Origin of the sequence: Nesterenkonia haasae, from assembly GCF_010119385.1 — a bacterium.
GTDB classification, from domain to species: domain Bacteria; phylum Actinomycetota; class Actinomycetes; order Actinomycetales; family Micrococcaceae; genus Nesterenkonia; species Nesterenkonia haasae.
This window is the reverse complement of the sequence record NZ_VFIE01000025.1, coordinates 32,104-57,677: the sequence shown is the minus strand read 5'-3', so window position 1 is coordinate 57,677 and position 25,574 is coordinate 32,104. Positions and strand designations below refer to the sequence as shown.

22 protein-coding genes are annotated in these 25,574 nt (G+C 60.9%); 5 read left to right on the top strand and 17 right to left on the bottom strand.

What is annotated here, in order from left to right:
* Positions 1–24: 24 nt before the first annotated feature.
* The 6 genes from FH975_RS12850 to FH975_RS12825 all read right to left on the bottom strand — a co-directional run bounded on the left by FH975_RS12850 (position 25) and on the right by FH975_RS12825 (position 9,074).
* Positions 25–855 carry an ABC transporter ATP-binding protein gene (locus FH975_RS12850; RefSeq protein WP_162321695.1) on the bottom strand — a complete coding sequence of 277 codons (831 nt, stop codon included), beginning with the start codon at positions 853–855 and terminating at the stop codon, positions 25–27.
* Positions 852–1,970, bottom strand: coding sequence for a FecCD family ABC transporter permease (locus tag FH975_RS12845; RefSeq protein WP_328821884.1), 1,119 nt, complete (start codon positions 1,968–1,970; stop codon positions 852–854). The genes FH975_RS12850 and FH975_RS12845 overlap by 4 nt, the downstream gene beginning before the upstream one ends.
* On the bottom strand, positions 1,967–3,037 hold the full coding sequence (locus FH975_RS12840; protein WP_328821883.1) for a FecCD family ABC transporter permease: 1,071 nt from the start codon (positions 3,035–3,037) through the stop codon (positions 1,967–1,969). The genes FH975_RS12845 and FH975_RS12840 overlap by 4 nt, the downstream gene beginning before the upstream one ends.
* Before the next feature lie 290 nt (positions 3,038–3,327).
* Positions 3,328–4,812: an amidohydrolase gene (locus tag FH975_RS12835; protein ID WP_162321694.1), complete on the bottom strand. Its 1,485-nt coding sequence runs from the start codon at positions 4,810–4,812 to the stop codon at positions 3,328–3,330.
* Positions 4,809–5,453, bottom strand: coding sequence for an FMN-binding negative transcriptional regulator (locus FH975_RS12830; RefSeq protein ID WP_162321693.1), 645 nt, complete (start codon positions 5,451–5,453; stop codon positions 4,809–4,811). Before FH975_RS12830 ends, FH975_RS12835 begins: the two co-directional genes overlap by 4 nt.
* An 81-nt stretch (positions 5,454–5,534) precedes the next feature.
* Positions 5,535–9,074, bottom strand: a complete 3,540-nt coding sequence (locus tag FH975_RS12825; protein WP_162321692.1) for a bifunctional proline dehydrogenase/L-glutamate gamma-semialdehyde dehydrogenase — start codon at positions 9,072–9,074, stop codon at positions 5,535–5,537.
* Positions 9,075–9,200: 126 nt separating this feature from the next.
* Here FH975_RS12825 and FH975_RS12820 point away from each other — a divergent pair, with 126 nt between their 5' ends.
* On the top strand, positions 9,201–10,604 hold the full coding sequence (locus FH975_RS12820) for a GntR family transcriptional regulator (protein ID WP_162321691.1): 1,404 nt from the start codon (positions 9,201–9,203) through the stop codon (positions 10,602–10,604).
* A 45-nt stretch (positions 10,605–10,649) separates the two neighbouring features.
* On the opposite strand, the gene FH975_RS12815 is transcribed toward FH975_RS12820, so the two are convergent.
* Positions 10,650–12,065 (bottom strand): aminotransferase-like domain-containing protein, encoded by a 1,416-nt coding sequence (locus FH975_RS12815; protein ID WP_162321690.1) that lies wholly within the window; start codon positions 12,063–12,065, stop codon positions 10,650–10,652.
* On the opposite strand from FH975_RS12815, the gene FH975_RS12810 reads away from it, so the two are divergent.
* Both FH975_RS12810 and FH975_RS12805 read left to right on the top strand, forming a co-directional pair.
* A complete protein-coding gene (locus FH975_RS12810) occupies positions 12,064–13,062 on the top strand; it encodes a DMT family transporter (protein WP_162321689.1) in 999 nt (332 codons plus the stop codon). The genes FH975_RS12815 and FH975_RS12810 overlap by 2 nt on opposite strands.
* 10 nt (positions 13,063–13,072) lie before the next feature.
* Positions 13,073–13,696 carry a LysE family translocator gene (locus FH975_RS12805; protein WP_202923243.1) on the top strand — a complete coding sequence of 208 codons (624 nt, stop codon included), beginning with the start codon at positions 13,073–13,075 and terminating at the stop codon, positions 13,694–13,696.
* Here the strand turns inward: FH975_RS12805 and FH975_RS12800 are convergent.
* Together FH975_RS12800 and FH975_RS12795 are read right to left on the bottom strand one after the other, a co-directional pair.
* A complete protein-coding gene (locus FH975_RS12800) occupies positions 13,689–14,126 on the bottom strand; it encodes an NUDIX hydrolase (RefSeq protein ID WP_202923242.1) in 438 nt (145 codons plus the stop codon). The genes FH975_RS12805 and FH975_RS12800 overlap by 8 nt on opposite strands.
* Positions 14,127–14,156: 30 nt before the next feature.
* Positions 14,157–15,062, bottom strand: a complete 906-nt coding sequence (locus FH975_RS12795) for an EamA family transporter (protein ID WP_162321688.1) — start codon at positions 15,060–15,062, stop codon at positions 14,157–14,159.
* Positions 15,063–15,130: 68 nt separating this feature from the next.
* Between FH975_RS12795 and FH975_RS12790 the strand changes: the two genes are divergently transcribed.
* Positions 15,131–15,976 (top strand): LysR family transcriptional regulator, encoded by an 846-nt coding sequence (locus FH975_RS12790; RefSeq protein WP_162321687.1) that lies wholly within the window; start codon positions 15,131–15,133, stop codon positions 15,974–15,976.
* A gap of 15 nt (positions 15,977–15,991) precedes the next feature.
* Here the strand turns inward: FH975_RS12790 and FH975_RS12785 are convergent, their stop codons facing one another.
* The 5 genes from FH975_RS12785 to FH975_RS12765 form a co-directional block, all read right to left on the bottom strand.
* Complete coding sequence (locus tag FH975_RS12785) at positions 15,992–16,495, bottom strand: RES family NAD+ phosphorylase (RefSeq protein ID WP_162321686.1); 504 nt, start codon at positions 16,493–16,495, stop codon at positions 15,992–15,994.
* Positions 16,496–16,504: 9 nt separating this feature from the next.
* On the bottom strand, positions 16,505–17,392 hold the full coding sequence (locus FH975_RS12780; RefSeq protein ID WP_162321685.1) for a DMT family transporter: 888 nt from the start codon (positions 17,390–17,392) through the stop codon (positions 16,505–16,507).
* A 28-nt stretch (positions 17,393–17,420) separates the two neighbouring features.
* A complete protein-coding gene (locus tag FH975_RS12775) occupies positions 17,421–19,727 on the bottom strand; it encodes a heavy metal translocating P-type ATPase (RefSeq protein ID WP_268896741.1) in 2,307 nt (768 codons plus the stop codon).
* Entirely contained in the window at positions 19,724–19,945 is a 222-nt protein-coding gene (locus tag FH975_RS12770; protein ID WP_162321683.1) for a heavy-metal-associated domain-containing protein, read from the bottom strand. The genes FH975_RS12775 and FH975_RS12770 overlap by 4 nt, the downstream gene beginning before the upstream one ends.
* A 196-nt stretch (positions 19,946–20,141) precedes the next feature.
* Positions 20,142–21,617, bottom strand: coding sequence for a hypothetical protein (locus FH975_RS12765; protein ID WP_162321682.1), 1,476 nt, complete (start codon positions 21,615–21,617; stop codon positions 20,142–20,144).
* Positions 21,618–21,928: 311 nt separating this feature from the next.
* Here FH975_RS12765 and FH975_RS12760 point away from each other — a divergent pair, with 311 nt between their 5' ends.
* Entirely contained in the window at positions 21,929–22,252 is a 324-nt protein-coding gene (locus tag FH975_RS12760) for a winged helix-turn-helix domain-containing protein (protein ID WP_162321681.1), read from the top strand.
* A 51-nt stretch (positions 22,253–22,303) separates the two neighbouring features.
* Here FH975_RS12760 and trmB read toward each other — a convergent pair whose 3' ends face one another.
* From trmB to FH975_RS12745, 3 genes are read right to left on the bottom strand one after another with little or no spacing between them, the layout of a single operon-like run.
* A complete protein-coding gene (gene trmB, locus FH975_RS12755; RefSeq protein WP_153078688.1) occupies positions 22,304–23,137 on the bottom strand; it encodes a tRNA (guanosine(46)-N7)-methyltransferase TrmB in 834 nt (277 codons plus the stop codon).
* A gap of 11 nt (positions 23,138–23,148) precedes the next feature.
* Positions 23,149–25,074, bottom strand: coding sequence for a penicillin-binding transpeptidase domain-containing protein (locus tag FH975_RS12750; RefSeq protein WP_162321680.1), 1,926 nt, complete (start codon positions 25,072–25,074; stop codon positions 23,149–23,151).
* 47 nt (positions 25,075–25,121) lie between these two features.
* Positions 25,122–25,541, bottom strand: a complete 420-nt coding sequence (locus tag FH975_RS12745; protein ID WP_162321761.1) for a heat shock protein transcriptional repressor HspR — start codon at positions 25,539–25,541, stop codon at positions 25,122–25,124.
* Positions 25,542–25,574: the final 33 nt, after the last annotated feature.

Below are 25,574 nucleotides of genomic sequence, written 5' to 3'. Positions count from 1 at the left end.
CGGTGCGCGACTTGGGCGGAAGCACTAGGGTTTCTGTGGAGCTTTGGGAATGACCAGCGGACGTCCGGTCTCTGGGTCTTCAATCACCCGGGCAGCCACTCCGAAGACTTCTTGGACGAGGCTCGCAGTGCCGATCACCTCGGGTGGGCCCTGAGCGATGATTTCTCCTTCACGCATGGCAACCAGGTGCGTGGCATACCGCAGTGCGTGGTTGAGGTCGTGAAGTACCGCAACCATGGTGCGGCCCTCTAGGCGAAGCTGGGTGCACAGTTCCAAGACCTCAATCTGGTGAGCGATATCTAAGTAGGTAGTGGGCTCATCGAGGAGCAGAATGGGCGTCTGCTGAGCCAGAGCCATGGCTATCCATGTGCGCTGGCGCTGACCTCCGGAGAGTTCATCGACGGCTCGGGTGGCCAGAGACTGTGTGCCGGTCACTTCAAGTGCGTTGCGGACAGCAGCTTCATCCGCTTTCCCCCACCGGGAGAACAGACCTTGATGAGGGTGGCGCCCGCGAGCCACCAGGTCGGCAACTGTGATGCCTTCCGGTGCCACTGATGTCTGCGGCAGCAGTCCCACGGTGCGGGCCAGTTGTTTAGTGGGCAGCGAAGTAATCGCCGCACCGTCAAGCAGCACGTGCCCAGCCTCGGGACGCACGAGCCTCGCAAGACTGCGCAGCAGTGTGGTCTTGCCACAGGCGTTGGGGCCAATGATGACGGTGAAGGACCCCTCCGGGACCTCCAGGTTCAAATCTCTCAGCACCGTGCGGGTGTCATAGCCGGCGGTCACGTCCTGGGCGGCCAGTCGGTGTACGTCTTCTGTCGAGGTCAGGATTGGTTCGGCGTGCACAGTGGTCATGGCTTGGCCTTTCGTGATCGACCCATGGAGAGCAGCAGCCACACCAGGTAGCCCCCGCCCAGGATGAGAGTGACGACGCCGACTGGCAGGCTGACCGGGATGATGGCGGCCCGTGCAATCGCGTCGGAGGTTGTCAGCAGCAGTGCTCCCATAGCTGCGGCGGGGATTAGCTGGACCGACGGCGCCCCCGTAAGCCGAAGCGCCAACTGAGGAGCCACCAGGGCGATGAACGCGATGGGCCCAGCTGCAGCGGTCACTATGGCTACCAGGAGGATCCCGCATAGGAACTGGACCAGACGAACTCGTTCGAGCTTGATACCGAGTCCTGCTGCGGCGTCGTCCCCCATCTCCATCAACCGCATGTCCCGGGAAAGAGCGAGCATCACCGGCAACGTCAAGAACATCATGGCCAGCAGCGGGACCACATGCACCCAAGAAATGTCATTGACTGAACCGGCACCCCAGGTAGCTACCGACATCGCCGTTTCCAGCTCCAGGACAGTGATGAGATAGGTGTTGAGCGAGCCAAGGAAAATGCTGACCCCGATGCCGACGATGATGATCCTCATCCCGGAAACTCCGCGCTTCCACGCCAAGAGGTAGACAATCAGCCCAGTACCAACGCCTCCTGCCACCGCCCCCGCAGGCGTAGCCCAGAGCCCGCTGATACCCGAGGCCGCCACCAACAGTGCGCCAGTGTAGGCGCCGGTAGAAAACCCAATGATGTCTGGGCTGCCGAGCGGGTTGCGTGTTTGGGATTGGAAGACCGCGCCTGCCAAGGCCAGGGCGGCACCGCCGAGCAGAGTAAACACCACCCGAGGAGCTCGCCACTCTAGGACGACCCGGGAAGTTCCTTCATCGGCCGCGCCCAGGAGTGCCTGGACCGTATCCGCTGCTGTCAACGAGGCTGAGCCGCTGATCATGTTCCACCATGCCACCGCTAGCGCCGCCAGCAATAGCACGAAGGTCACCAGCAGGGTGCGGATGGAGAAGGTGGTGCTGAATCGACCAATCCGCACCGGGCGCACACCGCGGCGGAACAGCGTGGCGCGGTTTTGGCTATCAGCACCGTCCATCTGGTCAGGCGGGGTGGCGACTGAGAAGGTCGCGGTCACAGGTTCTTCACCGCCCTGCTCCGGATCAGCCAGATCAGCACTGGGGCACCGAGGAAGGCGGTGACCACTCCGGCAGGTAGTTCAGCGGCAACGACGACGCGGCCCAAGATATCTGCGCAGAGCACTAGAACTGGTGCCGCCAGGAGGCTGAGCGGAATGAGCCAGCGGTGATCGGGGCCGATGAGCATGCGCAGCGCGTGAGGGACCATAAGTCCGATGAAAGACAGTGGTCCGGCAGCTGCTGTAGCGGCTCCGCAGAGCAGAGTGACAGCGACCAGCCCTGCCAGCCTGGTGAGTCCTGGCCGGGCACCGAGGGCTACTGCGGCGTCGTCGCCCAGGGACAGGGCGTTCAGCGCGCGTGGCAGCAGCAGAGCAATCAGCAGGCCAACTATGAGGAAAGGCAGCGTTGCGCTGACCTCGTCAAAACTCCGTCCTTGGAGTGAGCCTGCGGACCAGAATCGGACTCGGTCAAATACCTCCGGCTGCAGCAGGGTCACGGCGAAACTGATTCCCGAGAGCAGTGCCCCGATGGCGACTCCGGTGAGGACTAGCTTGGCCGGACTGCCGCCCATCACCCCGCTGGTGCCGATGAGATACACGGTGACGGCGACGACCAGTGCGCCGGCTACTGCGAGCCACACATGGGCGGCACCTATGGTCACGCCCATAAAGGCAGAGCCGAACACCACCGCGGAATAGGCCCCGGCGTTGACGCCCAGGAGTCCCGGATCTGCCAAGGGGTTTCGGGTCATGGCCTGCATCACCACCCCGGCTGCGCCAAGACCGGCTCCAACCAGGATGGCCAAGACGGTCCGTGGTATTCGCCGCTCCAGGATGAGCAGCTCAGTGGTGTCGCGAGCACCCTGGGGGAGGTCGCCGGCGGCCCAGCTGCTCAGAGCGCTCAGGACACGGTGGGCGGGAATGCCTCCGGAACCGATAAAGAGGCTGATCCAGCTCAAGGAGGCAAGCAGGATGAGTCCGAGAACAATCACAAGTAGGCGGCGTCGCCCCGGTGAGCCAAGCCGTTGATGCGGCTGCAGCTCATGTTGGGCGATCTGAACGCTCACTAACGCTCCTTGCGAGAGGCAGTGCTAATAGGTGGAAATACTCATTAAACAACATGCGCCTGTCCGAATGCTGGTACCGAGACTAAGGTAGACCTATATTCACATCGATGCAAATGAAGGATCGCTCAGGTTCGACGAAGCCTCCTCCGTCTCGGCGAACACCGAAGTGCGTCAGATTTCAGCCCAATACCACGCAGTGCAGGTGAGCGACTCGCGCTCGACATGTAGCACCTTCGCAGGGCGCAGGAGCATTAACCCACACCCAGAATCGGATCAGGGGGTGCGAAAACCTAGAGGTCAGACCAGGTGAATCTGCCGCCCAGCAATGTTGCTGCTACCGGCATTTGGCGCAGCTCGTCCCGGGTGCAGCCGTAGGGGTTCCGCTCGACCACGATCAGATCAGCCGGGTCCCCCACTCCTACCCCATGACGTCCGCGTGCCGAGGCCGCAAGCGCGACCTCCAGGTTGATGCTCTGCTCTGGATGCCACGAGTCGCGGCCATCCCGGCTGCGGTGTACTGCGGAGGCCATGGCGCACCACGGGTCCAGAGGCGCCACAGGCGCATCTGAACCCAGATGAAGCGGGACGCCGGCATCATGGAGCGATCTCAGGGCAAATGCGCGGTCTGTCCTGCCGGACCAGTAGGCATCGGCCACATCGCGGTCGTCCATTGCATGTTCCGGTTGCACGCTCGCGGCGAGTCCCAGTGCGGCGAATCGCTGAATGTCCGAGTGCCTCAGCAGCTGAGCGTGTTCGATCACACCGGTCATGCCGAGGGATTCGAAGGTGTCCAGCACTGAGGTGTTCGCCCGGTCACCGATGGCGTGGATGGCAGCACTGAGCCCGGCATCACGGGCCGAGCGCATCAGTTGCTCGAGTTCATGGATCGGGACGGTTTCTGCTCCGCAGGCATGCGGATGGTGCGGGTCCACACCTGGGTAGGGGTCCCAGCACCATGCGGTGCGTGTGTTGAGTGATCCGTCGACCACCACTTTCAGCGGTCCCATGGTGACCAGACCCTGGTCGTCGAGAGGATCACCGGTCTTCAAGCCCGACCTGATAGCAGCGTGCAGGCGGTCCGGCCAGACGGCTACTTCGACTCGAAGTGAATCCACCCCATCAGCAACGCGCCGAGGCCAGAGAGAAATGTTGTCACTTGTCTCAAACTCTACGACGCCCACGACACCTCGCTGGGCTGCAGTCTGCGCGACGAAGGCGTAGTCAGCACTGGTGAGATCGGCCGGACTCTGCACCTTTTCGAGCACTGCGAACCAGGCCTCTTCACGAATGAGACCGTCATGGTCTGCGGTGACCTCAAGGTAACGCTGGGCGGCAGTATTGACCCACGCACAGTGCAGATCTGCTGAAATGAGAATAACCGGGAATGTTCCTGCAGCCTCGTCCAGGGCTTCCACAGAGGGCGCATCAGTCCACAGACCATCGCGGAACCCGTACCCGACCAGTGGCCCGCGCTGCTGCTGCGGCAGAGCGTCACGCACACGCGCCAGACATTCCGCCGCGCTAGATGTGGAACTCAAGTCCAAGCGCTGTTGCTGGATGACCCATTGGGCGAAGTGCACGTGGTTGTCCCAAAGTCCTGGGAGAATCCAGCGGCCTTGGGCATCCTGCTCTTCCGTACCTCGGGGGGGCTTCCCCCCAGCGGGCGTGATGTCGCGGACGGTTCCGTTATGGATCAGCACGTCGACTATCGAATCTGGACCGCGGACATCCCCAGTGGGCAGGCGAAGATTCCGCAGCAGCAACGATTCGGTCACGAGTCTCCTTTCAGAACGTCGGCATTGACGTGTTCCATCCGGTCAGCCAGTGCTGGATTGTGGTACGGACCGTCTGCCCTGAGGTTCGCGATGATGGTGGTGATCGACTCCCGTGGCTTGTCCTGGTTCATCTTCTCTTTCGCCTCGATCCGGTCCACCTTCATCCGGAATCCTACTGTTCCGTGCACAATGCGGAGCGCGTACTCCGAGTTCTCCTGTGTGGCATGCAGTAGGTGAGGATCGGGGAGCACCTGCTCGAAGTGTGCGACCAAGCGGTCAAGGACCTCAAGGTTCTCCTGGTCTGACAAGATCTCCGGTGTGCCATGGAGATGCGCTGTCGCGAAGTTCCACGTCGGCACGTTGGGTCGGTACCCATACCAGCTCGGGGAAATATAGCCGTGTGGGCCCTGCACGATCACCATCATGGGGTGCTGGCCCAGCTGGTGCTTGAGCTCATCCGGGCGCCCTACATGTGAGACCAGCACGAGACCGTCTGCCTCTTCCTCGAGGAGCACCGGGTAATGGCTTGCCACCAGCCCTCCGTCCGGGACATGGCTGATAAAAGTAGCCCAGGGGTTATCTCTGATGAGATCTCTAACCGCTTCCACATCATCAAGGGCATAGTCAGGGTTATCGCGCATTCATCAACTATTTCACGAGATCCAGCCCGCGTCTGTGTGCTACCAAGACATCAAATTCCACCCTTGTTGTGGTCCTGACGCTCAGCGCTTCAGCTGCTCTGCGAGGTCACCGAAGACCTTGGAGTGATTACCGAAGCGGTGCAGCGTCATGGAGATGGACTGCTCTTTGACCCAGTAGCGCAGCTCCACTCGGCCAGAGGCAGTCACCGGGTCATCCAGCAGCGCAACCTCAGGCCGGTGCGCCGTGGCCTCACGCACACCTTGAGTCAGACTGCCGATGACACGGACCCTCACCCCACCGTCGGGGCTGTCATGACGTCCCTCGGCAAGTTTGGTGGCAAAGGCGGCGTCGTCATCCTTGGTTTTCTTACCCACCAGGTCCTTGAGCGCGCCGAGGGCATTCTTCACCTCTTTGCTGACCTTCGGCGCTACGGAGACGTCGACCGCTGAACCTGCAGTCAGGGCGGCAGCTGCTGATCGCAGGACACCCTTTGCCTCAGCGTCCTGGCTCACCCGCAGCAGGACGTTCTCAGGGCGGTACCGGAATATGTTCGCTTCGGCGTGCAGGCCGGTGCGGTCTTTCGCCGTACCAAACTCGCGCTGCCATTGGCCGGCATCATCAGCGACGGCGAGCTTCAACCAGTCCAAATCTTCGCCAGTCAGCAGCTTCTTGCCCTCCACCGTGTCAACCAGCTCGGAGACCGCCGCGTTCTCTGTCCGAGGAGCGGCAACGGCGGCCTCAGCCGGAGCGTCGCGCCAGGTGCCGAAGAGCATTACGTAGTTCGGTCCACCAGCCTTCGAACCGAGACCCACAGAGGATGCCTTCCACCCGCCGAAAGGCTGACGTTGAACGATGGCCCCGGTGATCCCTCGGTTGACGTAGGCGTTGCCGACTTGGACCTGGTCCAGCCACTGTGTGACTTCTTCCAATTCCAATGAGTGAATGCCTCCGGTGAGGCCGAAGTCGACCTGGTTTTGGAAGGCAATGGCTTCGTCGAGATCCTTAGCGTCCATGAGACCCAGAACGGGCCCGAAGACCTCTGTCAGGTGGAAGAAACTGCCGGGTTTGACACCGGTTTTGATCCCGGGACTCCAGAGCTTACCGGTGTCGTCCAGCTGCTCCGGCTTCAACAGCCAGGACTCCCCCGGCTCCAGTGTGGTGAGGGCACGAAGAAGCTTGTCACTGGGCATCTCGGTTAGCGGACCAACGGTAGCGGCGAGATTCTGGGGCCAGTCGACGATCAGAGACTTAGCCGCGTCGACCAACTGCCGTCGGAATCGATCCGAGGTGTAGACGCTGCCGACCAAGATCCCCAGGGAGGCCGCCGAGCATTTCTGGCCAGCGTGGCCGAAGGCTGAGTTCACCAAATCGGCAACAGCCAAGTCTCGGTCCGCGGCGGGGGTGATGACCATTGCGTCCTTGCCGGAAGTTTCGGCGTTGATGTTCAGTTCCGGTTTCCAGGAGCGGAACATAGCAGCCGTCTCCGAGGCACCGGTGAGAATAATCCGGTCAACGCCCCTGTGGGAAATCAGTTTGCGGCCAGTGTCGCGCTCATCAGGGTAGATGCCGTGCAGCACCTCACGGGGCACACCGGCATCCCACAGGCACTCCAAGATCGCCATAGAACACTGTGGTGTGGGGTTGGACGGCTTGTGAACCACCGCAGCTCCGGCAGCGAGCGCAGCGACTGTGCCTCCGGCGGGGATGGCTAGGGGGAAGTTCCAGGGAGGTGTGATCATCACCAGTTTGTCAGGGGTGAACTCAGCGTGTTCTACCTCTTCCAGGGCGAGGCCTGAGTGGGCGTAGTAGCGCATGAAGTCGATGGCTTCTGAGATCTCTGGGTCAGACTGGGCTACCGCCTTGCCGACCTCCGCTGCGGCGATTGAGGCGAGGTGTCCGCGACGTGCAGCCATAATGTCTGCGGCCCGATAGAGAATCGCAGCGCGCTCAGCGGCCGGCCTGGCAGCCCAGTGCTCAGCAGCGGATCGCATTCCGGCAACCAGCGGGTCAACCTGATCGGTGCTCAACTGTTCGGGCAGCGTCTGCTCGGCCAGCCACTCGGGAGTGGCGCGGGCGACAACCTGCTCAGCCCACCGCTGGTTGGCTTCCAGAGCAGGGTTGGTGTCAGGCTCGTTGGCGAACGGAGGGATGCCGGTGCTGTAGTCGCCGGGCTCAGTGTTCTCTTCAGCCAACCTGTCCTGCGTGTGTGCAGGTGCCGGGGCGTCGTCGTCGTACTTCTCCAGCAACTCTGTCAAAGTCTCCAGGGAGGCGCGGAAACGTGCTTCTTCACGCTTGAAGATCTCTGATCCTGGGGAGAATTCGAAGATCCCAGACATGAAGTTCTCGCTGGCCGCGTTCTCCTCCAGTCTGCGAACCAGATAGGAGATCGCAACGTCGAACTCGGCTGGTCGGACCGCAGGCACGTAGAGCAGCAGCTGACCTACGTCTTCGCTGATGGGGCCCTGCTGCTCGGCAGCCATCCCCTGCAGCATCTCGAACTCCAGACGCTCAGATACACCGCGCTCAGCTCCGAGCAGGTGGGCGAAAGCGACGTCGAACAGGTTGTGTCCGGCCACCCCGAGGCGCACTCCTCGCATCCGCTCTGCGGTGAGCAACCAATGCAGCACAAGCTTGTAGTTAGCGTCGGTGGCTTCTTTGGACTCGCAGGTGACGACCGGCCAGTCGTGAATATCGGCATGGACCCGCTCCATGGCAAGGTTCGCACCCTTGACCAGCCGAATCTTGATGCCGGCTCCCCCCTCGTCGGCCCGGTCGTTGGCGAACTCGGCCAATTCCTGGACCGCCGCGAGCGCGTCAGGGAGGTAGGCCTGAATGACGATCCCACCCTCGTAGTTCTTCATCTCGGGCTCGGAGAGCAGACGTTTGAAGACCGCAATGGTCAGGCGCAGGTCGCCGTACTCCTCCATATCAAGGTTGATGAACTTGGAGCCCGCGGGCGCTTCAGCGGCTTCCTGGTACAGCGGAATCAGGCGTTCGACTACGTAGTCGACGGTGTCTTCAAAACCCCACATAGAGATCTGTGAAGCGATCGAGGAAACCTTGATGGAGACGTAGTCCACATCTGAACGGCGAAGCATCCTATAGGTGTCGTCTAGGTGTTTGGCGGCCTCATCTTCACCCAGCACAGCTTCACCGAGCAGGTTGATGTTGAGTCGGTTGCCCTGCTTCTTGATCTGCTTGACAGCTTGCCCGAACTGCTTGTCGCGGGCATCAACAACCATGTGACCAACCATCGAACGCATCCGCTGCCGAGCCGCAGGCACCACCACATGGGGCAATAGCTCACCGAGCTTGGAACCTGCTTGAATCTGCGCGCGGTCAAGCCGGCTCAGCGTCTCTGGTGCGAGGTCACCGAGTTCACCGAGGGCTTTGGCCGCGGCCTTCGGGTCTTCGGTGCGGATGACTCGGTCAACGAACCCGACCGTGAAATCTAGGCCTGTGGGGTGGGAAAGAACTGCAGACAAGAGCTCAGCTGACTTATGAGGCTTGGCCCCGGAGGCTTCGGTCTTCTTCAGCCACTTCTGCACTTTCGCCACGGCTGCGTCGGAGATATCGCTCAGCTCGCTGCGCACTTCCCGGGTCTGAATGTTCTCGGCCATCAGTTGCTCCTTCGCTGGTCACCCTGTTGCTCTTACTCCAGTGTGAGAGCTCCCAAGCCTCTGCGAAAGACGTACGACGACGCCATCATCTCCTTTTTGAGTCATAAATACGTCAGAATGGGCTGCATGGACTCACCTCTTCGTGGACGCCCCCGGGTGCAGGAGACCGCTGATGACATTGTCGCCAGCGTGTTGGCCACAGCCGGGCCCAGGGTAGGCACATCGGCCTATTCCACCCGAAGTATCGCCGAGCTGACCGGGCTGAGCCAGAGCCTCGCTTCCCGAGCCGTCAGTAGGATCCGCTACCCGGAGAACATGGTCGAGAGCCCTCCCGGGACCACTTCGGCATATTCAAAGTTTGCAGCACAAGGCCACAGTCCCCTGGCCCTCGCCGAGTTCTGGGTGGAGTTCCCCAGCATCGCTGTGCGGTTCGAGCCCGTCACGACGCCAGGGATGGCTCGCCCCCGCGTGTTTGAACGCCGCGCCGCATCGCTCATGGCCGCACTCTGGGTCTCCGGCGCGGCAGCCTGGTCCTCAGACCGGCCCACCAAGCTTGAAGCTCATCCCCAGAGGGAAGGTCCCTATACCGTGACCTGGGTGCCAGGTGAAGGTTCGTGGGAGGATTTTCTGGCTCGGGTATCGAACCTGCTCTCATCCTGCGAACGCTCGCCGGCGGCGGTTCCTTCAGCCTTGCTGCAACGCTTGGCCTCCCGAGTGGGTCATGGGTTACATGGTGTCCGTTGGGTTCGAGGGGTCGACACTGCCCCAGAAAGTCCATTGGCTTCTGACTCAAATCGCGTCACGGTGACGGAGTTTCCCTCACCTGGGCGATCAGAACGGAACCGGTGGTTGCCTAGAGTGGAACTTTCCGCCACAGAGCAGATCGCTATCGCGCTGCGGAAAGAAATGACGGATTCCGGGTTTGCACCGGGTGACCGAATTAGTGTTTCGGCGATGACGGACCGGTTGGGACTAGATCCTGGTACTGTCCGCACCGGGATGCGCCAGCTGGCAGACGATGGGCTCCTGGTTTCGCACGATCGGGGATTCCGTGTGCCCCAACTCAATGGGGCGGATGTCATAGATCTCTATGCCTCTCGGCTTCATGTCGGGATGGTGATCCTCCGAGCCTGCGCTATCCAACCCAAGCACCGTCTTTTGCCAGCTCGTCTTGCGTTGGGTGCTCTGGAGGCGGTCGCCAGACAGGGTTCCAGAGCTGATGTTGGTGAGGCTGACCTGCGTTTTCAGCAGGAGTTGGCAGAGGCCTCAGGTCTCACACAGTCTGCACGGAGCTTCCATGCGCTGACTCTGCGGGTGCGCATGTTCATCTCTGTTCTGAAGCTGGACTACTCCCCCGCGGCTGACCGCCTGGTGAGCGAAGATCGTCGCATTCTGGCTGCTGTGCTGGAAGGCAGGTCGAAGGATGCGGTCCGAGTCTGGCGCACAAAACAGGACAATGCAGTCAGGCACATGTCGGCGGTAGCACCCGACACATTCGACGCCGCGCTCTGGGATAACCTCTCTCACTGAAGTGCTCCCGGTCCAGCACCGGGTGCGCGCAATCCGTTTCCCGGATCAGGAAGCCTGCGGCCTCGACAAGATCTTTCCCAACACGCGGGCGGCGGTGGGATAGTGGCCGGGGTCCCGACCGGCATATGTCAGGCGGACATGCCCCGCGACCGGTTCGGCGGGGAACAGTTCGTCACCTGGAACCACACTCACCCCACCAATCTCCGCTTCGCGGACGAACTGTCCCAGATCCGTGCCCTCCGGCAATCGGGCCCAGAGGTTCAGTCCCCCTTTGGGCCGGTGGCCCACCTGAAGCTGCGGAGCATGCTCGTGAAGGCTGGAGAGTAGCAAGTCACGCCGGGAGCCAAGCTGCTCGTTGAGGTTCCTCAGGTGGGTTCTCCAGGCAGGCTGGGTGACCACATCCAACGCCACCGCCTGCAGCATTCCACTGACGTAGATCGACTCAGACTGCGCCGCGTGCATCAGCCTGTCTCTTACTGGCCCGCGTACCACGACACCTGCGACGCGAACGGCAGGTGAGATGCTCTTGGTCAACGAACGCAAGTACACCACATGTCCCGCGTCGTCCTGGGCGGCAAGTGTCTTGGGTTTTGAGTCAATGGCGAAGTCGTGAGCCCAGTCATCCTCGATCAGGAATGCTTTGTGACGGCGAACCGTCTCCAAGACATCGGCACTGAGCTGTGCACTCCATTGGGCTCCTGTGGGATTGGCATACGTCGGCTGAGCATAGAAGGCTCTGGCGCCGGTCTCAGCCAACGCTCGCTCCAGGTCCGCCGGATCCGGCCCTTGGGCAGAACTCGGTATGGGTACGATCTCCACATTGGCCTGCGCCGCAGCCAAGATAGCTCCCCAGTAGGTGGGTGATTCCATAATGAGCGGCTCCCCGGCTCCAGCGAGGGACCGGAAGGCGGCACTGAGTCCGCTCTGGCTTCCCGGGAATATGATGACGTCATCAGCAGTGGGAGCCGTGAGGGAAGCCGGGGCACCGGATGCGAGTTCGGCCGCGAACCATGCGCGGAGGTCTGGCAGACCCGCCGGCGATGGCCCTGCCAAAACGGCACGGCTCCGAGCCGCCCTGGTGAATGCTGTCCGGATCAGGCGGTCGGGAAGAAGCTCAGGATCCGGAAACCCGGAACTGAGATCGATAGCACCAGGGCGAGCAGCACGCAGGGCCGAGGCCATCTGCAGCGATCTGGATCGACCGACGCCCAGTGCCGCGGTCTGCCAGGAGTAGTCATGGGGGCGCGCCAGCCGCACCGAACGTACGAAGGTCCCCACCCCGGGTCTGGTCTCAACCAACCCTTGGGCCGTCAACCCGCGCAGGACTTTCTGAACGGTGACGGGACTCGCCCCGTATTCGGCCACCAGGCTACGGGTGCTCGGTAGTTGCGCCCCCGGACTCGCTGCTTCAACCCATCGGCTGAGATCTCGAGCGATCCGTGTACTGCTATCCTGACTCATGAGACTACATAGTAGCGCTATCGCGGATAAAAGCTCTCCGTTACTTCAGCAGAAGTCGCCTCGCCAGGGTCTCCTCTGGGGATTCATCGGGGTGGCCACATTCTCCTTGACTGTCCCCCTGACTCGCATCGCAGTGGTAGATGGTGGTCTGGGCGCTTTGTTCGTCGGCAGCGGGCGCGCAGTAGTGGCCGGCGTTCTGGCCATCCTGGCTCTCGGCATGACGAGACAACGGCTGCCGCGAGCCAAACAGTGGCTCCGGCTGACTGTAGTCGCCGGAGGGATCGTCATCGGTTTTCCGATGCTGACCTCCTACGCCCTGACAGTCTCGACTGCCAGCCATGGTGCAGTCGTCATCGCTACCCTGCCTGCGGCAACGGCGGTGGTTGCCGTGCTCCGTATCGGTGAGCGTCCGGGTGCCGTCTTCTGGACAGCCACCGTCGGCGGATCGATTGCTGCGGTTGTCTTCGCAGCCGTTCACAGTGGAGGAGCCAGTAGCCTGAACTGGTCGGATCTCCTGTTTGTGACCGCAGTTATCGCTGCCGCTTGCGGCTATGCCGAAGGCGGCCTACTGGCTCGGGAGCTGGGCGCCTGGCAGACCATCTCCTGGTCGCTGGTGCTCAGTCTGCCCGTCATGATGACATTGGCCAGCATCTCGGCGATTAATGCCCCTCCGACAGGCACCGGTGCACAATGGGCAGCGTTCGTGTACCTCGGCGTAATGTCGATGTTTCTGGGGTTTTTCGCCTGGTATCGGGGCCTGGGTATAGGGCCCGTCTCCCGAGTTAGCCAGGTGCAGCTACTCCAACCCGTAATGAGCTTGGCCTGGGCTGCTTTGCTGATCGGAGAGTCCGTGACATTGGTCACTGTCATCGGCGCTGGTGTTGTGATTCTCTGCGCAGGTGTGGCGGTGAACTCGAGGCTGGTAAAGGTATCTGCCGACAGAACCAAGCCAGGAAAACCAGCTGAGGTGCCGAGCACATCCGCCCAGAGGACATAGGTTATTCAAAGTGACAACGTTTCTGCCGATTATTCTCTTTTTCATCGCCGGTGCTGCAACACCTGGCCCGAACAACACCATCGCGATGGCTGCGGGCGCGAATTATGGCTTCAAGCGCACCATTCCCTGCATTGCCGGGGTCAATGTGGGGTTTCCCGTCATGCTGATCCTGGTCGGTCTGGGACTGGGGGGAGCGCTCACCCAGTGGCCTTGGGTGCTCGACGTGCTGCGGCCCATCGGAGTGCTCTATCTCTTGTGGCTGGCCTGGCGCATTGCCACGGCCCCGACCGACGTCAACGCGCGGACACAAGGCAAACCCCCCGGCTTCACGCAGATGGCCTTGTTCCAGTTCGTCAATCCCAAGGCCTGGACTCTGGTGGTCGCGGCAGTCTCCACCTACACGGGGTTTTGGAACTCATTCTTCGTGGAAGTCCTGATCATTTCCGCGTTGGCGCTCGTATTCGGCACTCCGTGTACCGTCTCATGGACTCTTTTGGGAGTGGGCGCCGGGAAAGTGATCTCAAAGGCGTCGCATATGCGAGTGTTCAACGTGGTGATGGCGCTGCTGTTGGTCGCCTCCCTGATTCCAGCTCTAGGTCAGATCTGGGAGTCGGCGCAGCCTCTGCTCAGCTGACTTCTTGGGCCATCTTCCGGGCAGTGTCAACGAGTGATACCCGGTGAAGACTGTCGATCTCAGCAGGAGTAAACCAGGCGACGTCGTCAGTGGATCCGTCTTTTTCTACGGTCAATTCGCCACCGATGATGTGTGCACGGTACACAATCCTCAGATTCTGCAGTGGGATACCTTCCCGACCTGATGTGGGTGTGCGCCGATCGCCTGGAATCACGAGATTGTCGATGCCCAGCAGCTCAGCAACCTGAACTCGATAACCGGATTCTTCGAATACCTCGCGCACCACAGCGTCAACAGGGTCTTCTCCAGGGTCAATTCCACCCCCGGGCATAGTCCATCCAGACCCAAACCCTTGTTCCATCCAGTGCGGCAGCAGCATACGGTCCTGGTCGTCAGTAATCACCGCGTAGGCGGAGATGCGAATATCCATAGCTGTGACGGTATCAGCGGGCGCAGTCGCTCATCGGAGCGGACGACGCCGCCCCCTGCGGAACCTAAGCCGCGGGGCCGCACCCGCCGCCGAACGAGCACCGGTGAGCGTGAGCCCATTGCTGAGCACAACCAGTAGAATTCCGCCCCAGGAAACCAGGGGAAGCTGCTGATTGAGTAGGAGCAGGCCGATAATGCCCCCGAACAGCGGGTGCAGGGACATCCCCACACCGAAGATCAGCGGACTGACGTGACGCAGCACGACTAGATCGAAGGCATAGGGAATCGCCGTGGCCAGCAGACCAGCGACACAAGCGAAGACATATGCCTCTGGGGGTGGTTGCACCTGCCAAATGATCGCCACAAGCACCGGCAGCATGCCGAGGGAAGAGAGGATGGTCGCAGCTGCAGTTCCTTGAACTCCTTCAACTAAACGACCCACCTCACGGTTCGTCAGAATATAACCGGCCCAGCAGACCGCAGCAACGAGTGCTACGCCGATGCCGACGAAATCGGTGGTGGGGCTGGGCTGAATGAGCATAACGACTCCCAGCATGGCTAGTCCGACTCCTACATAGTCACGTCCTCGGCGCGATGACCAAGCGGCAACTGCCAAAGGTCCCAGGAATTCAATAGTCACCGCCGTGCCGAGACCTACCCGGTCAATAGCGGTGTAGAGGGCGGCGTTCATGACGGCGAAGAAGAATGCCAGAAGTGCCACCGCTCTCCACTGAGCACCGCTGAAGCTGCGCAGTTTGGGCCGAGCGATTGCGCACAGCACAAGAGCCGCTGCCATCTGACGGATTGCGACAACACCGAGTGGACCCAAAGTCCCGAAGGCGAAGGACCCTACTGCCGCGCCGCTTTGGGTGCTTAGGGCGCTCGCCACAATAAGCGAGAATCCACGCCCTTGGCGTCCCTTGATCCAATTGGTCATGGCAGCATTCTCTGATGCTGCCGTGAGACTCCCTAATGCACAGCGGGTCTCTCATATACCCTTAATACATGCAATGGGGGCTACGACATATTGAATGTCTCATCGCCATTTCGGATGCTGGGAGCATCACTGACGCTGCGATCGCTCTGGGGATTTCTCAACCGCAGGCCTCACGAATTCTTCGCTCTTTGGAGAAGTCATGGGGCGTGACACTGGTGAACCGGACTTCGCGTGAAACGGTGCTCACTGATCGGGGGCATCGAGCCGCCGAGCAGGGGCGTCACCTCCTGGCTTTTGCCGAGTCATTGGAGTCGACTGCGCGAGGCGAGCGGCTCATGCGTGTGGGGTATGTCTCCTCAGCAGCGGGGCGATACACGCCATTGTTGCAGCGAAGATGGAGGGAGTCCGAGCCTGGGATTGACCTGCGGCTCATCCACACGAAGGGCCCTTTTGCTGGTCTGGCAGAGGGGTTGACTGACGTTGCTGTGCTGCGCCGGGTTCCGGACCCAGCCAAGTATCACAGCACGGTAGTGGGTACCGAAGGTTTCGTGGCGGCTTGTGCCGACAATGATCTGTGGAGCCGGCGCCGCAAGCTCAAACTGAAGGACTTTGCAGGTCGTCCGTTGGTAGTCAACACTCAGTCCGATCTGGACCTGAACCTGTGGCCCGTAGACTTCGGTCCTCTGCGGGCCTTCGATGTAGACAGCGTGGATCACTGGCTAGACGCGGTCACGGCAAGGCGCGGTGTAGGTATCGCGACGCAAGCCACCGCAGATCAACACCGCCCGATTGGCCTGCGGTATTTGCCTATCGTGGATGTGCCAGACATCGAGGTACGTCTCTGCTGGCCTCGCGGACAGGAAGTCAGCGGTCTGGACTCTCTGGTGAGCATCCTTCAAAGTCTCTACTCCTGAGCACGAGTCGCTGACTCAGCAGGAGAGTCGCACCGTCGGATAGCCCGGACCATTCCATTGAAATAGCGCAAGATGCCACAATCCTGGACGTTGCCGACTGGGGTCGATCACGCCGTGCGTGCCAAGCGAGTCCAGTCGCCTGCGAACTGCCCATGGGCGGGGCTCACCCCCGTCCGCGAGGACTTGCTGCCACGCGGCGATCGCATCGGTGAGCTTCACCCCAGCGGCGCGGCAGGCCGCGTCGTCTCTGAGATCGAGGATCCGTTCGGCTCTGACCTCCACCTCAATGACGTGTAATTGCGGGGTCCGCGCGTCTCGGTGAGCGATCATCGCCGCCTTCACGCCTTCGACTGAGGAGCTCAGATAGAGTGCCGGCGCATTGGGGGGAGAGTATCGACCTGGAGTGCGAGATCCTGAAAGCGCCGCCTCGTGATGCTCTGGGTTGACTGCCCGGTAGAAGGTTCCCGACACTGCGCTGAAACGCTGTCCCCGCCTCACCACCACAGGCTCCTTCCCCATCCGTCCACACTACCGGGCGCGACGCTGCACGGCTGCGGTCCACCAAGCCCCGGTGATGATCGTGGCGCATCCGACCAGCTGCCATGCCGTGGGAGCTTCTCGAAAAAAGAGGAAGCCTAGAATGATTGCGAAGATTGGCCCCGTGAGCATCAGTGTGCTCGCCATGACTTCATTCAGGCCCGTCATCGCGATGTTGAAGCAGAGGTAGACGACCACTTGCCCGATGAAAGCCAGTGCAAACAGCCACATCCACTCTGGAGCTTGGCTCGGGACTTCGAACCGCCCCGAGACCACGGCACCGAGCCCTGCTGTCAGTCCCGACGAAAGACACACGATGCTCAGGACCGTGAATGGAGCAGGGCGCAGGGTCGACGGCGCTGTCCGGCGGATTATCGCCAAGTACGTCGCGTAACCCGCTCCGGCAATCAGCCCCGCCACAACACCGAACAGATTCAGCTCGGCTTCGCCGAATGCTCCGGCCGCCAGTGCCACACCAGCCACCATTACTGGGACGATGACCGCCAACTGTCTCATGGGACGGCTCCCCTCGATGACCCATGCGATTAAGGGCAGAAACACGATCTGCATATTGATCAGCACCGTGGCCAGTCCCGGGCCAATTAGCCCAATAGAGGTGTTGTAGAAGCTGTAGTCGACGCCGATTGCGACCCCGCCGACAACCGCACCTATCACCGTGGCTCTGGGCAACGCTTGCTTGTGATCCACTCGTCGCAGCTCCCACACGACGAACGGTAGGAGCATCGGTACCGCCAATAGACAGCGAAACGCGGCGACTGTCATAGGCTCAGCGTCAAGCGTGAAGATGATGGAGGCGGAACCGGCCATGGCGATGCTGCCAAGCAGCATCAGCATCACACCGCGGGCAGGAGTTATCACCTGCATAGTGTAGGGCCGGCTAACGCAACTACCTGAAGCGGCGTAGGCGCAGGGAGTTCCCCACTACGCTCAGCGAAGACAGAACCATCGCAGCGCCTGCCAACATCGGGTTCAGCAAACCTGCCGCAGCAAGCGGGATAGCTGCTGTGTTATAGACAAATGCCCAGAAAAGATTCTCACGTATAGTCCGCAAGGTCCGACGGGAGAGCCGCACTGCGTCGGCGGCGGAGCGTAGGTCGCCACGGATCACAGTGATATCGGCTGCCGCGATGGCAACATCCGTCCCTGTGCCCATGGCAATGCCCAACTCGGCCTGTGCCAGCGCGGCAGCATCATTGACACCATCTCCGATCATGGCCACAGTCCTGCCCTGGGCCTGTATATCTTTGATCGTCGCCACTTTGTCTTCCGGAAGTGCTTCCGCCACGACGTGCTCAATACCTACTTGGTCAGCGACTCGATGAGCTGCCCCGGCGTTGTCTCCTGTCAGCAAGAGGGGTTCCATGCCCAGTTTCCTCAGTTGTTCGACTGCCTCAGCCGAAGTGTCCTTGACCGTGTCGGAGACAGTGAGGACACCAGAGAAAACTCCGTCGATCGCTACGAAGACAGCGGTACTGCCGTGCGTCTCCGCTTCGGTGACGAGTTGATCGACTTCGCTGGGCAGCTCTACGCCGGCGGCACCCATGAGTCTGCGCCTGCCGACGAGCACACTGTGACCACCCACTTCCCCTGACACACCGGTACCTGCATGGTTGCGGAAATTCTCCGGCTGGGGAAGAGAGCCGCTGCGGGAGCCGAATGATTCGCGCGCGGCATTGGTGATGGCACGGGCCACCGGGTGCTCAGAGGCCGACTCAAGGCTAGCCGCCAGGCGTAGCAGTTCTGCGTCCTCATACTCGCCACCCCAATGGCGAGCCGACAGCATCGAAGTGAGCTGCATAGCACCTGTGGTGACAGTTCCCGTTTTGTCCAGCACCACGGCGTCAATGGCAGTGGAAGCTTCCAACACCTCCGGCCCACTGATCAGGATCCCTTGCTGGGCTCCCCGGCCGGTCCCGACCAGAAGCGCAGTGGGAGTGGCGAGTCCAAGAGCACAGGGGCAGGCGATGATCAGTACCGCGACTGCCGCGGTGAAAGCGTCCTCCGCTGGTGCTCCGAAAGTCAACCAGCCTCCGAGCGTAATCAGAGTGAGGAGGAGGACGATGGGGACGAAAACGCCGGAGACTCTGTCCGCCAGCCTTTGAACCTCAGCTTTCCCGGACTGTGCCGCTTCCACGAGTTTCGCCATTTGAGCCAACTGGGTGTCAGCGCCGACTCTGGTAGCGCGGACTACCAGGCGCCCAGAGGTATTGATGGTGGCCCCGACCACCGAACCACCCTGTGCAACCTCCATCGGCACAGACTCTCCGGTCAACATCGACATATCAACTGCCGATTCGCCCGAAACCACCACCGCATCAGTGGCAATCTTCTCCCCAGGGCGAATGACGAATTCGTCCCCTACAGCCAGTTCGTTGACTGGGATCCGGACTTCACCCTCGTCTTTGAGCACCGCGACGTCTTTGGCCCCCATATTCACCAGCGATCGCAACGCTTCTCCCGCAGAGGCCTTTGATCGTTTCTCGAAGTACCGCCCTAGAAGTAGAAACGTGGTCACCGCTGTGGCCACTTCAAAGTACACATTCGCGGAGCCCATGGAGTGACCCGCCATCCAGTAAGGCTCATCAAAGAGAGTGAAGCTGTGGCGCATCGAGGGGTCCCCGGCGTGCCCGAAAAATAGGGCATACAGCGACCATCCAAGAGCGGCTAATGTTCCCACTGAGATAAGCGTGTCCATTGTGGCGGTCCCGTGGCGCGCGCTGACTGCTGCCGCACGGTGAAAAGGCCATCCAGCCCAAATGACGACTGGGACGCTCAGTATGAGAGAGAACCATGTCCAGTAGTCGAACTGCGTGGCCGGCACCATCGCCCAGAGGACCACTGGAGTCGTGAGCACGCCAGAAATGATCAGTCGATTGCGGAGACCGCGGAGGTCTCGAGCACCGACCGTGCCACTTTCCTCATCGTAGGACTCTGGTGGAACGTCCGCTGTGTATCCCGCCTTCTGCACCGTGGAGATGAGCTGGTCGACAAGGTGGTCACGGTCGTCTAGTTTTTCGGAAGTGACCCATGCCTTCTCTATGGCGTAGTTGACGCTGGCTGTCACGCCGTCGAGTTTGTTGAGTTTCTTCTCAATGCGCTGCGCGCATGCGGCACAAGTCATACCGCCGATCGTTAGTTCGATTCGTTCGGACTCTGCATCACCGGAGTGTCGAGGTGGGACGGTTTGGGTCAACGGACGCGCTCGGCCGAGTATCCGGCTTCATCCACAGCGTCGATAATGGTCTGGTCGGGAATTTCTATACTATTGGCAATGCTCACGGTCAGAGAGCCTGTCGCAGCTGAGACCTGAGCGCGCTCGATTCCCACCAGTTCAGCAAGCTCGCCGCGGACTGCTGACTCACAGTGGTCACAGGTCATTCCAGTCACGGTGTATTTTCGTGTTTCAGCCATAATTCTCACAACGTCGTGCGACGCTCTCATCTTCCCAGTCGCACCGCATAGAAAAGCGGCCCGGCAGCACACTCTGCACAAGTGGTCGCTGCCGGGCCGCCCCTTACCTTCCCCAACCTGGACGCTACATCAACGATGTACACATGCTTCCCAGATCAGGGCCCCATCGCACCTGTGAAGGGGGCATCAGGGACGATCAGTGGTCGTGATCATCGTCGTCATGATCATGATCATGATCCTCGTGATCGTCCTCGTCTTCATCGTGACCATGGTCGTGATCATCGTGATCTTCGGCGTCATGGTCATCTTCATCGTCTCCGTGCTCATCGTCATCATCGTCGTAGTCGTCGGAAACGCCTTCAACGGGGCGTCCTTCAATGACAACGATCTCGTTCGGCACGAAGTCCAGATCACCGGTGACGATAACTTCACCCTCTGTGAGGTCTACGATATGGATCTGCTGTGCCTCAGGATCAGTGACGTAGACCAGGTCGCCGCTTGAGCGGATCGCGGGGCGTGGCTCCTGCCATTCCTCAGGCTCAGTCCACTCGTCCAGGATCTGCAGGTGATCCAAGTGTTCGCCGGTTTCCTCATCAATGATGTGCAGTTGCCCGTCTTCTGTCAGAACCAGTGCTTCGCCATTGGGGCCGCGCTGGAGATTCCGCCAGTTGTAGGGCGAGTCCACACTCGTCGTGGTGATCTCCCCGGAGTCGGTGTTGACCAGGGCCACCTCCGTCATCGGCTCTTCGCCGTCTTCATCAGTGCCGTAGTCGCCGAGGAAGACCGGGGAACCCTCAGAAGGGAAAAGATTGCCGATGCGGGAGTACTCTTCACCTGTGTCGAGCTTTTCGAAGTCGTCGCCATCCCAGACGAGGACTCCATCCTCACAGCCGACGGCGAGAATACCGTCTGGACCGGCGGCTTCACCATGAACTCCGGGGCACTCCTCATTACGAGCAACCTCTTCACCGTCGGCATCGAGGAACCTCGCACCAGAACGGTCCTCGAGTGTCTCGAAGCGGGAACCGTCCTCGAGAACGACCGCCACGCCGTGGTGGGCCCCTTCGGTTTCCGCAGACTCCGTCTCGATCTCGGACTCAGCGTCCAAATCCTCTAAGTCAAACCAGTGGTACTCCCCGGAACCATCAAAGAAGAGCGTTCCAATACCGTCATGTGACACCACATGGGCGGGAGTGTCACCGTCGACGGTGATGTCCGTCAAGAGCGGATCGGTGGTGTAGTAATGGTTGTGCTCGCCATGCGGTTCACCCCAGGTTCCGGCGTCGATCAGGCGGAAGCTGTCACCCTCTGCGAGGAACGCATGGCGTCCGTCACCGGCACCATTGACGCGGAGAAAGCCCTCGGCGTCAAAATCATCAATGACCTCCGTGCTCACACCGTCCAGGACCGCAACTCCACCGTCGTAAGTGAGCACTAGACGGGGCTGGGGGCCACCTGCTTCGTGACTCTCACGGTCTGAGGGCTCAATAGCATCCTCTTCCGCATCGTCACCTTCTTCAGGATTTTCATCGGCACCATTGTCGTCAGTCTCTACCGCCTCTGTATCGGCCTCCTCGGACGCATCAGCGTCTTCCGTGTTGTCTCCACATGCGGAGAGTGCCAGAGCCGATATCAGGGCTAGTGAAGTAAGCGTACTCATCTTTGTGTTCATGTGAATTATTATCAACAACGAAGAGGGTTACTTGCAAATCGTTCGCAACACCTGGTGATCTGTCACCCAGTCGGCAAGACTTAGTTGACATCTGCGTCACGTACATGCGCCTGCGTGCCCTGACCGTATTTGGGCTCCTCCACTCTGGCGAGTCCCCCCACGAGTCCATTCCGTCACCCACAGATCCACGTCCGTCGGATGTGTCTGACCGCCAAAATTCCGCACTGTGAGAAGCAGGACACGCTGGGTTCACACGGCCGATAAGGCGGAGTAACGGCACAGATCTACGCTGATCAGCGAGGAGGTGGGCCATGGCCGAGCTGGCTGAGGACGTTGTGGGTGATGATCACTATCTGTGTGTACGCACTCCGCGTGGCACGGTGGAGATCATAGGCAGTGTGGTGCATCTGCCTGGAGCTGCGCCGGTTCGACTTGCGCCCGGTCCGATGTCCGTGATGCGCGCCTTAGTCAAAGCCCAGGGAGCCGTCATTTCTCGGGAACGTCTATTGCGGGTGCTGCCGCATTGTGGATCCGTGCATGGTCTGGAAATGTGGATTTCGCGTCTGCGTCAGTCGCTGCCGAATCCGGAGACCGTGCAGACCGTCGTCAAACGTGGATACCGGCTCGCTCTATAGAAACGCGGACCATGTTCGGCAGCCGCTGGCCCTCAACACCTAGAAGTACGCTCAACTCGGCTTCCGGACGAATGTGAGGTCGAAGATCTGCCGACCTGCGTTCAGCGCCTTCTGCTCGAAGTCCGTGACTACTCTTGCCTCGAACCTGGGGGCCCATCCGCCCTCTGCATCGAGAGCGTCCGGCAGAGGCATGGGGTGGACTTCTTTGCCTACGCTTGCAGAGTCCAGGTCTCCAAGACGTACCTGTGTCAGAGGAGAACCTTCTCCAGCACGTTGCCCGCTATGGGGGTTCCGGAAGTGGTCCGCGGCACCGATCACGTGCCGCATCTGTACGGCGTAGTCTGACCAGTCGGTGGCCAAGCGCCACACCCCCGTCGGAGCGATGACTCGAGCCGCTTTGTCGGCGAAGGAGGGTTGGATGAGCCGCCGCTTCTTGTGCTTGGACTTGTGCCAGGGGTCGGGAAAGAAGACCCACAGTTCGGACACTGCATCTGCTGGCAGGAGTTTATCCAGCACCTCAACGGCGTCTAAGCACGCGACTCGCACATTGGACAACCCCTCCCTGCGAATGCGCGCAGCCAGTTGCGCTGCACCTGGACGGTAGACCTCGATGGCCAGAAAGTCTGTTTCCGGATTCGCTGCCGCCGCGGCTGCGACGGCTTCGCCTGAGCCGGAGCCAATCTCTACGATCAGCGGAGCGGTGCGCCCGTATTCGGCTCGCCAATCAATGCTGAACCCCTCTTCTACAGCGGTATCCCGCTCACCGTGCGGGACGTTGAGGAGCTCTTGCCCCAGGGAGGCGTCCCAGGCGCGTTGGTAGCTTGGTTTCAGACGGTTGCTTCGGCGCACGAAGGACAGAGGTTTGCGGTAATGCTTCTCAGACATAAGGAGTGAGTTTAGCCGTCCTGGTCAGCGGATATTTCGCGCGCGCCGATCAGGAACTCGCGCAGCAAGGGCCCGTTGGTTGAGGAGCCCCATTCGCCCTCTTCCAGAAATACTGCCACTGCCAGGTCTCCTTGGGATCCGATCACCCACGTATGGGAGTAGGTATCGTCTCCGGAGCCGGCCTCTGCTGTGCCGGTTTTGGCATAGACGTGCGGACCGGGGATGGGGTCGAGGTCGCGCAGCGTCCCATAGTCGACGGTTCCGCGCATCAACTCGCGCAGCTGCTCCCCCTCCGCCTGGGTCAGACCGCCCCCATCCGGGTGGTCGTCGCGTTCCACCAACCAGGGGTGGACGGTACGGCCATCGGATATAGACGCCGCAACAGCAGCCATGCCGAGGGTGGAAGTTTCAACGGTTCCCTGACCGAAGAGATTGGCTGCGTGCAGGTTGTCCTCGGCGTCCTCCGGAATCTGAGCCTTGATGGCGTGGACTCCGATTCCCACGTCGTTGTCCATACCCAGGTCTTTTGCCGCCTCGGCAAGCTCGGCGGAGGTCACGTCATTCCAGGCCGCTGCGAAGGTCGTGTTACACGACACTGCCACGGCTGTGTCGAATGGAATGTTTCCGACGTACTGATCTTGGAACCCTGTCACGTTGCGGAACTGCTGCCCCTCAACTGTGACGGAGTGAGGGCAGGGCACACTGGAGTTGGGGGAAAGCCCGTCACGCAGCATGGCCAAAGCGGAAACCATCTTGAACGTGGAACCGGGTGCGAAAGTGGACTCCACGGCTGTATTAATCTGTGGGGCCTCCGGGTTATGTGTCGCAGAGGCGAGGATGGCTCCATCAGAAGGCCGGATAGCCACCAGAGCTGTGGTGACCTTTTGAGCATCGACGATCTCCTGGGCGAGGTCCTGCATTCTTGGCAGGAGGCCGGTGTGAATGTCGTTTCCTGGCTGCGGGTCCACCGAGTACATCACGGAGTCTCCGACCGTGATGTTGATGCCGGGGCTGCCGCGCAGAGTGGATTCGTGCACCGACTGGATGCCTGAAAGGCCGACCATGTCCCCGACACTGAGCGTGGGGTCGTTCTCCAGGTGTTCGGCGGTCACATCCCCGACCCGGCCCAACACGTAAGGGGCAAAGTCAGAACTCTCAGCCAAAGGCATTTCGTCATACACCAAATGCACACCGGGGATGCTGTCAACCTCGGCTGCGCTGACATGTCCACCGTCGGTGCGCACCACGATAGCTTCTACGAATGCCTCGTCGCCATACCCGAGCACCCGCTCCTGGTAGGATTCGGCGTTGATTCCTACCACGTCGGCCAGCTCCCGCGCCGCCTCAGTCTGATCTTCTTCAGAAGCCAACTGGGATTTATCGAGCCCAACTCTCACCACATCGCGGTTATAGACCATGGCTCGGCCGTTGCCATCCATAATGCGCCCGCGGTCTGCGTTGGTAGTGGAGATGCCGACCGGTTCATGACCTGCGTAGTCGGGGAGGACGATGTCGGTCTCACCGGTCAAGAGCCAAGTGTCTGACTCCTCGTCATAGGAGTAATCAGCTTGCGTGGTGTAGCTCCACTGCTCATCATCCACGCCGATCTCTTCGAGGTCCCAGAGATGCTCGAAGGTCACCTCGGCCGTCGGAGGCCGCACTGAATCCTCTGCTGGTTCCTCCACCTGAGCCCCTGTCACCTGGACATCAGGCCGGAGTTCGCTGAAAGGCTCCTGTAGGTTTTCTACGGCCTCCGAAAGGGTCTGCTTCCGACCTGATCCAAGGGTCACAGCGGAAAAGTCCCCAGTGGCGATGGCCTCAGCGGCGGCTTCGGCAGCATCGGCGATTTCTGCCCGTTCTTCCTCCTCACCGCAGGAAGTGAGCAGACTGAGCAGGGCGCACCCCAAGACGACGCCGCCCCACCTGGAATTTTTCACCCATTAAGTCTACGGGCTGGCACTCAGGTGGCAGGGACCGGCACAGATTATGACCGTGCGGATCGCCACACGATCAACTCACGCCCACTTGGTCGCGGACGCTGCCCGCGGGACACCGTAACCACATCTCCGCGAGACCCCACAGCGAAGACCCTTGAGCCCCCGTGAGCCTCGCGCAGTGCGTGACGAAGGTCCCCGACCTGCTCTTCGAGCTCTTCCACACGGTTCTGCAGGGCGATGATTCGGCGGATACCTTCCAGCGAAACGCCCTCTTGGCTGAGCTGCTGGATCTGCCGTAACTGTTCGATGTCGTAGGGCGAATACCGCCGGTGACGCCCACCCTGACGTCTCGGGGTCACCAGCCCGAGCCGGTCGTACTGGCGAAGGGTCTGCGGGTGCATATCTGCCAGCTCAGCAGCCACAGAGATGACGAACAGCGGCTCGTGGCGATGCATGGCGGCGAGCATCCTGGGATCATCTCCGTACTCTGCGACGTTATC